At 45.5% G+C, this 413-nt stretch carries 1 protein-coding gene; it reads right to left on the minus strand.

Annotated elements, in window-relative coordinates:
- Positions 1–104: 104 nt before the first annotated feature.
- Positions 105–413 (minus strand): type II toxin-antitoxin system RelE/ParE family toxin (locus QRY16_RS22030; RefSeq protein ID WP_289778072.1); only part of this gene is annotated, 309 nt, incomplete at its 5' end.

Here is a 413-nt window from a genome sequence, read left to right on the forward strand (position 1 = left end):
GCTCCAGCAGCGCAAACTCTTCTTTTGCCTCTTCGAAAGCAGCAATAGCTTCTGGGGTATCGAGCAACGTCTTCATGACGTCTTCATGACTTATTGCTTTTACTTTAGCCATCAGATAATTCCTCCAGTCGTTGCAACGCAACCACGATTTCTTTGGGCGGCGTCTTCTCTGTTTTCTTAATGAAACAACGTAAAATATAAATTTTCTTCCCCTGCTGGAATACAAACAAGGTGCGGGCAATATCTGTTCCTGACGCCCTGAGTTCAAACAATCCATTTTTGATGGGTCTGCTTAACGGGTAGCGTAATTCATTTCCCCGCTCACTCAACTGAACCAATAGTCTTGCCATTTTACCGCGCAGAACATCCGGTAGCGCTTTCACTTCCTGAGCGGCTTCAGGATGGTATAGAAG

The sequence above is a fragment of the Mixta mediterraneensis genome (genome assembly GCF_030283135.1).
Taxonomy (GTDB): domain Bacteria; phylum Pseudomonadota; class Gammaproteobacteria; order Enterobacterales; family Enterobacteriaceae; genus Pantoea; species Pantoea mediterraneensis.